General features: G+C 31.6%; 9 protein-coding genes and 1 pseudogene. 5 read left to right on the top strand and 5 right to left on the bottom strand.

Features of this window, described 5'->3' with window-relative positions; all coding sequences use genetic code 11:
- The first annotated feature begins 110 nt into the window (after window positions 1-110).
- Both IV36_RS11380 and IV36_RS11375 read left to right on the top strand, forming a co-directional pair.
- Window positions 111-1,067, top strand: coding sequence for a LysR family transcriptional regulator (locus tag IV36_RS11380; RefSeq protein ID WP_235810332.1), 957 nt, complete (start codon window positions 111-113; stop codon window positions 1,065-1,067).
- Between the two features lie 21 nt (window positions 1,068-1,088).
- On the top strand, window positions 1,089-1,673 hold the full coding sequence (locus IV36_RS11375) for an ECF transporter S component (protein ID WP_056992595.1): 585 nt from the start codon (window positions 1,089-1,091) through the stop codon (window positions 1,671-1,673).
- A 134-nt stretch (window positions 1,674-1,807) separates the two neighbouring features.
- Here IV36_RS11375 and tnpA read toward each other — a convergent pair.
- The 4 genes and pseudogenes from tnpA to IV36_RS11355 all read right to left on the bottom strand — a co-directional run bounded on the left by tnpA (window position 1,808) and on the right by IV36_RS11355 (window position 4,579).
- A pseudogene (tnpA, locus tag IV36_RS11370) lies at window positions 1,808-2,272 on the bottom strand (IS200/IS605 family transposase).
- A gap of 191 nt (window positions 2,273-2,463) precedes the next feature.
- Window positions 2,464-3,249, bottom strand: coding sequence for an alpha/beta fold hydrolase (locus IV36_RS11365; protein WP_056992594.1), 786 nt, complete (start codon window positions 3,247-3,249; stop codon window positions 2,464-2,466).
- 768 nt (window positions 3,250-4,017) lie between these two features.
- Window positions 4,018-4,215 (bottom strand): hypothetical protein, encoded by a 198-nt coding sequence (locus tag IV36_RS11360; protein WP_056992592.1) that lies wholly within the window; start codon window positions 4,213-4,215, stop codon window positions 4,018-4,020.
- A gap of 142 nt (window positions 4,216-4,357) precedes the next feature.
- Entirely contained in the window at window positions 4,358-4,579 is a 222-nt protein-coding gene (locus IV36_RS11355) for a hypothetical protein (RefSeq protein ID WP_056992591.1), read from the bottom strand.
- Between the two features lie 530 nt (window positions 4,580-5,109).
- On the opposite strand from IV36_RS11355, the gene IV36_RS12010 reads away from it, so the two are divergent.
- Entirely contained in the window at window positions 5,110-5,283 is a 174-nt protein-coding gene (locus tag IV36_RS12010) for a type II toxin-antitoxin system HicA family toxin (RefSeq protein ID WP_082623773.1), read from the top strand.
- Window positions 5,284-5,317: 34 nt separating this feature from the next.
- The gene (locus IV36_RS11350) at window positions 5,318-5,731 is read left to right on the top strand and encodes a type II toxin-antitoxin system HicB family antitoxin (RefSeq protein WP_056992589.1); all 414 of its coding nucleotides are present in this window, start codon (window positions 5,318-5,320) and stop codon (window positions 5,729-5,731) included.
- A 68-nt stretch (window positions 5,732-5,799) separates the two neighbouring features.
- On the opposite strand, the gene IV36_RS12175 is transcribed toward IV36_RS11350, so the two are convergent.
- Window positions 5,800-5,952 carry a hypothetical protein gene (locus IV36_RS12175; RefSeq protein ID WP_156648672.1) on the bottom strand — a complete coding sequence of 51 codons (153 nt, stop codon included), beginning with the start codon at window positions 5,950-5,952 and terminating at the stop codon, window positions 5,800-5,802.
- A 626-nt stretch (window positions 5,953-6,578) separates the two neighbouring features.
- On the opposite strand from IV36_RS12175, the gene IV36_RS11345 reads away from it, so the two are divergent.
- The gene (locus tag IV36_RS11345; protein WP_056992588.1) at window positions 6,579-8,027 is read left to right on the top strand and encodes an APC family permease; all 1,449 of its coding nucleotides are present in this window, start codon (window positions 6,579-6,581) and stop codon (window positions 8,025-8,027) included.
- The last annotated feature ends 648 nt before the right edge of the window (window positions 8,028-8,675 follow it).

The following is an 8,675-nucleotide window of genomic DNA, read 5'->3' as shown; positions in this document are numbered from 1 at the left end:
TTTATTATGGCACAACTGTCTAAATATTTGTGTACCAAATACTAGGATAAGAGCAGCATTAGAGATCGTTTAATTAATCTAACGGTACACAATATTTAGGAGGATCTATTATGATTGAATTTAGTCAGTTGTACTATCTTATTACAATTGTGGATAATGGTTTCAACTTAACTAGAAGTTCGAAAATACTTCATGTGTCTCAACCAGCTCTTAGCAAATCTATCAGTGACTTAGAGTTTCGACAATCTGTAAAAATATTTAATCGTAAAAAAGGAAGAATTATTGGACTGACTCGCATAGGAGGAAAATTAGTTAAAAATGCGCGGGAAGTCTATTCTGAATATGAAAAAATGATGTCAGAGTTACAAAATATAGCTTCTGAAAGGAAAGGAACTGTAAAAATCGGCATTGCTCCAGTAATTATTTCTACTGTTTTTTGTGATGCCCTTGTTAAATTTATACATGATAATCCTGGTATTAAGTTAAAAATTATTGAAAAAGGAGCCTATGAGCTACAAGAAATGCTTATATTAGGGAAATTAGATATAGCTGTTTTAGTTTCACCAGTTACGTTTAACTCTATTGATGAACACATTATTTATGAAAATTCTGTAGCAGTATGGTTCAACAAAAATCACCGTTTCCATAAAATGAAAGGTGATATTCCATTAAAGGAAATAGGAAAAGAGGAAATTGTTACACTTGATAATAGCTTTATGGTAACTTTTCAGTTAAAAAAATTATTTGTTCAAAACAATATTCAACCAGATTTTTTTCTTCAAACAGGCTCTTGGGATTTAATTTTAAATATGTGTCAAAAAACTAATCTTATAGGAATAATAGCAGCCCCTATAGGTGGAAATTATGTTGGTAAAAATATTGAACATAAAAATATAGAGCCCTTTTTCCCTTGGAAAATTTCATTATGTACTCTAAAGGATATTCAACGTAATAGTGCTATTAACTATACTAAAAACTGGTTTTTCGATTATTTTAATATGAAGAACAGTCGGCTTCATATGGTGGAGTCTAATAAACACTCTATCTTTAACCAGGCCTATAATTAAAATATTTTGGAGGAACAACCTTTGAACTTTAAGAATAAAACTTTTAATCATGTTTTATTTGCTCTATTTTCAGCAATAATTATAATCCAAAACTTTGTGCCATTTTTTGGATATATTCCTATTGGCCCCGTCAATCTAACTATAATACACATAACAGTTATTGTTGTAACATTAACTATGGGATTAAAAGCTGGAGCACTAGCCGGAGGTGTATGGGGAACGATAACTCTGATTAGAGCATTTATTTGGCCTACTAGCCCTTTAGATACTATTGTCTTCACTAATCCATTTGTCGCCATTTTGCCACGAATTATGATAGGGGTTGTAACTTTTTGGACTTTTAAAGCACTATCAAAAAAAGTTAACTACGTTACTTTTAATATGTGTGTTTCTGCAATCTCAGGATCTTTAATAAATACATTACTAGTCTTAGGACAAATATACCTATTTTATAATAATCATTCTCAAACACTATATTCGTTAAACACACATGCTTTATTACCATATTTGTTAGGGATAATCGTAACAAATGGGATTCCAGAAGCGATATTAGCTGCCTGTATAGCTCCAAGTATATCCAAGGCGTTGAAAAAAGTATACTCTTGAGAATTACTAAATCATAACCACCCGTCAAACGGGTTTGAAGCCCTATATGCTGACCAGCGTCTCAAGACGCTGGTTTTTGTGTATCAAAGCCAAACTGCGTTTGCCACTATTATATCCCCACCGTGGCATTTGTATCACTTATCCTGACCCTTAAATAGGTTCTTATATTCTCTTACGCTTAACTTAGCTACATCTTGATCATGTTTTTCTTGATTTTGAATGTATTTCTTAATTGTTGTTTCATTCATACTTACTATTCTAACGTAATAACCTTCCGATCCAGAATGACGATTCACAAACTTGTATTTTAATTTTGCATATTGATCGAATCTCATTAAGGCACTCTTATCTTTCAAATATCCCATAAAACTTGAAATACTAAATTTAAATGGAATACTTAAAATTATATTTGTGCGTGATCTAGTACCATATGACTCTCCATTGTTTTCACGCCTTTATACTGACAATAAACGAAGATCGTTTTGTAATTCTTGTCGATATTGATTATCAATGATTTTTCTCTGATACCTTAGTGTGGATACAAGCTGTCACTTACACAACCATTTTGTACGTGCAAGCCTATTAAGTTTATTCGCCATTACCTAGCGCTGCCTTTAGCTTTTTTATGCTTAACTTCAACACCTACATTATAAATCTAAAAAATATTTTAGGTTTAATTGATTTACTTTCTACTCACATAGCGAGTGGGCTTTTAGCCCAAGAGCTATACTAAGATATTCTAATGGACCATACTAATAAAAAAAGTTATTTAATCAACGATAAGTATATTTTATTTATATTTTTTTAAAAAAGTAGTTAAAATTTTATTAGTTATAGTAGATTGTTCAGCCATGACTATGTGTCCTGCATTTTTAACAACTACTGCTGACCCATTTTTTGACATTTTTGCGACTATTGCTGCAAATTTAGAATCAAAATATGGAGATTTTTCGCCGGCAATAATTAAAAAGGGTATTGTCATTTGACAAATAATATCTCGCCAATCTTGAAAAACATGATCGATCAAAAATGGTAATGATAACTGGTAATTATAAGGATGTTTTTTACTAATCTCTTTTATTAATTTAAACGTATCATTATCAATATGCTTATAAGTTGAATGGGTTAAAGGGTTATCAAAATACTGTGGAAAATCTTTCCAAGTGACATTTTTAAATCCATAATTCCAGTTAGAATCGTTAATCATTTTGGGGCTTTGATCAATGTCAACCATGCCAGCAACATTACCTTCACCAAAGATAGAAAAATAAGCCCAAAATGTAGAAGCCCCCATCGAGTTCCCTAAAAAAATAACATTTTTCAAGTTTAGTAAAACGATTAATTCATGAATGTCGATTGCATGTCTACTAATACGTAATCCCTTAGTAGTCGTTTGAGACTCACCTTGGTTACGGCAATCTAGATTAATTACACGAAAACCAGCATTAATAAGAATTGGAATTTGAGCATGCCAAATTTCTTTAGAACCACCAAGTCCTGTTAAAATTAGGATTGGTTGACCAGCACCTATGTCATTATAACTAAGGTTAATTTTATCTGAAGTCTGGAAACACATATTGCTCCTATCCTAGTATTTGGTACACAAATACTAGGATAGGAGCAATAATCTTTTTAAGTATGGTTATCTTGATCAAGGTATGTTGAAACAGCAAAGCTTCTTTTCAAGTGACAATATGGTGGTATTAAACAATGAATTTAATAAGCCTAAAATTACTGCTAAACCTAAACAGCCAATAAATTTAATCTCAAAACGTTTAAAATTAAGTTAGGAATGCAGCAAGCCTGTAACACTTCAATTAGATCAAGTCACAAATAACAATGAAATTACTCAATTAGAAGGAATTATCATGGATTTTGATGTTGGTGTAATTATTCTAAAAAACAATGAAGAAAAGTTAATTAAGACACAACTTAGTGACCTTAGAAACTGTTTTTTTACAATAAAAATAGACCTCCAGAGAGTTAAGTCTGGAAGCCCATGAGTGTGTGAATTGATTAAGTCCACTTAAGAGGTCTAACCCCTTGAATATTTCTAATAACCTAATTAGATAATAACATGTGCTTGTAGCTAAGTCCACTATGATATACTGATTATTGGCTACAGTACAAGGCTGATTACCTTTAATCAAACTGTATGCTAAGGGGTGAAACCCTTTGGAAATTTCTATAACCTTGTCGGCTTCTTTAGTTATCAACTTGTTTATCATTTACTTGGTATTCAAGAACAATAACAAGAAGTAGATACAAAAAAGCACTCAGATTAATTTCTGGGTGTTTTTATTTAATCTCGTTTTAAATTATAATAGTCTCTTACATTGTCTTCTCAACCATTAAGCTTATCTAACATTTTAGTATTTTGACTTTCTAAAAATTCAGGTGTCTGACCTCCCTTACTCATATCAGTAAAATCATAATCCTCACCAATAAGTGATATATGTGCTAATTCATCTTTAGTAAATTCAGTAATCCTAACAATCTTAAAACTATAGGTCGTATTTAATCTACTCAGTTCATTTCTCAATGAATAGTCAATTTTCTTTACACATTCTTTTGCTTCATTAGCAGTTTCACATTTACATAATGTATCTTATAAATATGTAATGACTGTACCCCTGGTCACACTTAAAAGAGTCATTTTCCTTATTGTTTTGAAATTAATTCTCTTATTTTCTGTTAAAATATTTAAAAAAGTCTTTCCTTACTATATAACCAGAACTAACTGATGGTCGTTTTGCTAATAAAAGCCAATTCTTAAGTAATCCCCAAAATTTATTTTGCTTATCCTGATCAATTTCTGGAATCAAATTTTTTGAATGACCATCAATTTTCCAACTGCTAATAAAATCTTTCCCAAACAAATAGTTGCTTAGTGCTTGTATTGACATTTTTTGAGGAAATCTCTCATGATTGTATCAATAATTTTTATTTTTGTATCAAAACTAGTTTCCACCCGCAATAATAACCTAAACTTTTCGTAGCTAGAAGTATACTTAGAAAGAACCAACAAAATAAAGAACTACTCATAGGTTATGCACAAAATTTTGGAAGTAAAGACGTTGAATCATTACAAAAAATGGTAAGAGCAGTCTATTCATCACAATATATCCAAAATCAAGGAACGTTCTATACATGGGTAACAAATAATATTGGTACTTTAGTGAGGTATGATGATGACAGCATACATAAAACTACTGTATATAAATATGATACAAGTTCTCAAACAATTTAGGTGAAATCCTGTACCAAGGTAAAACAATACTGCAAAAACAAAAAACAGCGGTTATATACCCATAAATTATTTAAAAGTATTACCATAACTATAATTTTTTAATCATTTTTAAAAAAGATGGTTTTTTAAGTCCTTGACAGCACGTGTTTAATACGTATAATTAAAAGTGTAAAAAGGAGCTGCAAAATGAAAAATAGAAAACTTGCTAAGCTCCTAGAAAAAAACGGTTGGTATCTACATAGGCATGGCGGAAATCATGATATTTGGACTAATGGAATTGAAAAAGAACAAATTCCAAGACACCCAGACATAAATGAACGCCTTGCTAAAGCAATTATTAGAAAACATGGATTAAAATAAGCCCTTACTTTATCTAAGAATAGGAGGAGTTATTATGAAAGTCATTTATCCAATAATTATTACAGAAGATAAAGAAGATACAGTCCCTTTTTTCGTTGAAATTCCGGCTTTAAATGGCTACACACAAGGCCATACTTTTGCTGAAGCAATCGAAATGGCAAGAGACTATATTGGACTAAACATCATGGATCGCATGGACAGCAAAGAAGAAATTCCAGCATCAATTTATACTCTTCCAAAAGTTACCGAAGGAACTACTACACTTGTAGATGTTGATATTGATGCCTACAAACGAAAACATGACCATGCCGCAATAAAAAAGACATTAACTATACCGAGATATTTAAACGAAGCTGGTAATGAATATGGTGTAAATTTTTCTGAAATTCTAGCTGAAGGAATTGAGAAAAAAGTTAAGTCGTTAAAAGAAACAATAAAAAATAAATAATTTATTTCCATTAAAAAAGAGCACTGGGTCAAAAGTTATCTTTTGATCCGGTCCTTTTTTTGCTATTTTTATTCAACTGGATGTTGTTTAATTTCTGGTCCAAAAATACCAACAATTAGAGCACCTAGGACGATTATGGCTGCCATTCCATAAAAAATAAAAGCAGACGATAATTCATTTAGAGTCCAAACTACTGCAAAAGGCATCAAAATAGTCAACATTTTTCCAGTCTCTCACCACATGAAATTTGAATTGAAATAAGTAATTTTTATAAGCTATTGTTATTATTATTTTAGCCAATAAACAAATTTTTTGTTTGCATAATACGTGATAGTTGTATCAATAGATCAAGCAGTTTGCTAATTGACCCTAATTCACAAGCTGACTTCAAGTCTTTTATATATCCGCTCACAAAAATGCACACTTTATATACTTGCTTATTTTGCATATTTTATTTTTTTATATGCACCCTATAATGTTATACTATTACTCATAGAGAAGTTAAAAGTGTTGGTTATCCCTTTGAAAAGGGTGGTGCTATGGTATAGAAAGCCAAACACAGCATAATCCTAAGAAAGAAATAGCAAAACATTCTACAACTAAAGTTAGTTTTTGGGTCTTTTAATAGTCACTTTAATCGCATTAATTATTGAGTTGATTAAAAATTAGCAATCATATCTATCCGTTTGACGAGTGATTTGCTCTAGGGCTATAGATTCTATAACCAGCCAGCGCCTTGAGACGCTGGCTTTTATGTGTCAAAACCAAGCCAACCCGCTTACCACTGCCATTACTGTTTTAAGTGTGTACTTTTTACATATTAGTTCAAATCAACTTGGAGGATACCATGGGTAAAAAAACTAAAATTAGTAAGCAACCATATTTTATAAGTTGGCCTGTATTAGCTTTAATGAGTTTTGTTACTGTAATCGGGTTTGATGATCTAATTTACAATTTTAAAAATCAGGGAATGGGAGTTATTACGTCTTGGATATTAATGTTACTTTTATACGTAATTCCTTATTCACTTATGGTTGGACAACTTGGTTCTGTTTTCAGTAAAGAAGGTGGTGGCCTCAGCTCTTGGATTAGAGAGACTAATGGTGAATTTCTTGGATATTTTACCGCTTGGACTTACTGGGCAGCTTCAATTCCTTATGTTGTTGATACGGCTAATTCAGTTGTTGTGGGACTCGGCTGGGCCATAAATGGCAGCAACAAGTTTCAAGAAAATATATCGAATAGTGAATTTGCATTTTGGACTTTACTTGTTTTTGTTTTTTTTGTGCTAATTCAATCACAATTTAAACATTCTCTGGAATTGTTAAGTTCCTTTGGAGGAATTGCTATGTTCGGTATGACTATTCTTTTTGTAATTATGGCGATAACTTCACTTACAATGGGTGGTAAATTTGCAACTCAACCATTTAATCTAGATGCCATTATACCAAAATTTAACTTAAAGTATTTAACAACACTGGGCCTTTTGATCTATGCTGTAAATGGATGCGAACTTATTGCTCCATTTGTAACTAAAATGAAAAAGCCACAACGTGAATTTCCTAAATCTATGATAATGCTTGTTGTAATGACAGCTTTTTTGACTATTTTTGGTTCTTTTTCACTTGGTATTTTTTTTAATGCACATCACTTGCCAAATGACCTTAAAATGAATGGGTCCTATTACGCATTTCAAGCCCTTGGACAACAATATCATGTAGGAAATGTATTTATGTATCTTTTTGCGTGGACAGAAGTTATTTATCTTGCCGCTTTACTTGCAGTTTTGCTAGATGCAATGACTAGAATGCTGATTTCCGATACCGGTAAAGAATTTATGCCACACTTTTTACGAAAAACAAATAAAAATGGTTTACCTATTAACGGGTATATTTTAACATGTCTCTTATCAGGATTTATCCTTTTATTAGGTATTTTTTTACCAGACATGAATGACATTTTTAATTGGTTACTAAATTTAAATGGAATTATTTCTCCTGGTGTAACTTGCTGGATATTCTATGCTTTTATGCGTGTACGACGAAACTCAGTTAAATACACTTCTTCCTATGTTTTTATTAAAAATAATGTTATTGCTTGGTGGGTTGGATTCTGGACATTTTCAATAACTTTGATTGCAACTATTTTTGGAATTGCACCACAAGATGTAAAAATATTCAGTGGAATTTGGTGGTATGAATTATTTATTAATATTATTGCTATTGGTACACTAATAGGCCTAGGTGCATTACTCCCACTAATTACCAAAAGAGAAAAATATATGAAAAAAAATTAGCATTAGTTTCTAAATAGTTAAAACTATCATCATGCTTGTGGTGCACACTCTCAAATCATTACTGCTAACCAATCCATTATACTGAGTAAAGTTAGAAATTAATCAGTTAGTCCATGAATCATTGGTAGCTAAAACCATCGCTAAGTTAGTAGGCATTTCTCCAACATCGGTATTTATGCCCATTGCCACGCGCTCATCGAGCGCCATAAACTGCCGAAAATCATTTATTTTGGTGAATTTAGATCAGTACATTCAATGTTTCCCTTTGTCTGTATTGTGGCAATTACCCATAACTTTCTCGCTATTTTACCTGATCGGCTAACCAAAAACATTACCGCTTACTTTTTTAATTATTATTCCTTATTGGAACGTTCTCAAGTCAAAAAAATTGTGCTGGACCTTGATGTTTAGTGTCAATCCTTTATCCACAACATTTTCTCAAACACACAAATTATTATTGACCGCTTCCATATTATTCAACTTGCCGGTCGGACCTTTAGATCAAGCTAGGATATCAGTTCTTCACCACATCAAAGATCATCACTACCATGATTATAAAATGCTCAAAGCCTAATGATTATTAATATACTCTGCTCCTATCCTAGTATTTGGTACATAAATTTCTGAACAGTTGTGCCATAATTAATA

The organism is Liquorilactobacillus mali, from assembly GCF_001437155.1.
Classification (GTDB): Bacteria; Bacillota; Bacilli; order Lactobacillales; family Lactobacillaceae; genus Liquorilactobacillus; species Liquorilactobacillus mali_A.
The sequence above is the reverse complement of the archived record's forward strand: the minus strand, read 5'-3'. Positions and strand labels throughout refer to the sequence as shown.

Bases quoted from the DNA above. Each gene is read 5' to 3' on its own strand.
- IV36_RS11350 (WP_056992589.1), top strand. From the start codon at position 5,318: ATGAAAGTCATTTATCCAATAATTATTACAGAAGATAAAGAAGATACA.
- IV36_RS11355 (WP_056992591.1), bottom strand. From the start codon at position 4,579: ATGTCAATACAAGCACTAAGCAACTATTTGTTTGGGAAAGATTTTATT.
- IV36_RS11365 (WP_056992594.1), bottom strand. From the start codon at position 3,249: ATGTGTTTCCAGACTTCAGATAAAATTAACCTTAGTTATAATGACATA.
- IV36_RS11345 (WP_056992588.1), top strand. From the start codon at position 6,579: ATGGGTAAAAAAACTAAAATTAGTAAGCAACCATATTTTATAAGTTGG.
- IV36_RS12175 (WP_156648672.1), bottom strand. From the start codon at position 5,952: ATGTTGACTATTTTGATGCCTTTTGCAGTAGTTTGGACTCTAAATGAA.
- IV36_RS11380 (WP_235810332.1), top strand. From the start codon at position 111: ATGATTGAATTTAGTCAGTTGTACTATCTTATTACAATTGTGGATAAT.
- IV36_RS12010 (WP_082623773.1), top strand. From the start codon at position 5,110: ATGAAAAATAGAAAACTTGCTAAGCTCCTAGAAAAAAACGGTTGGTAT.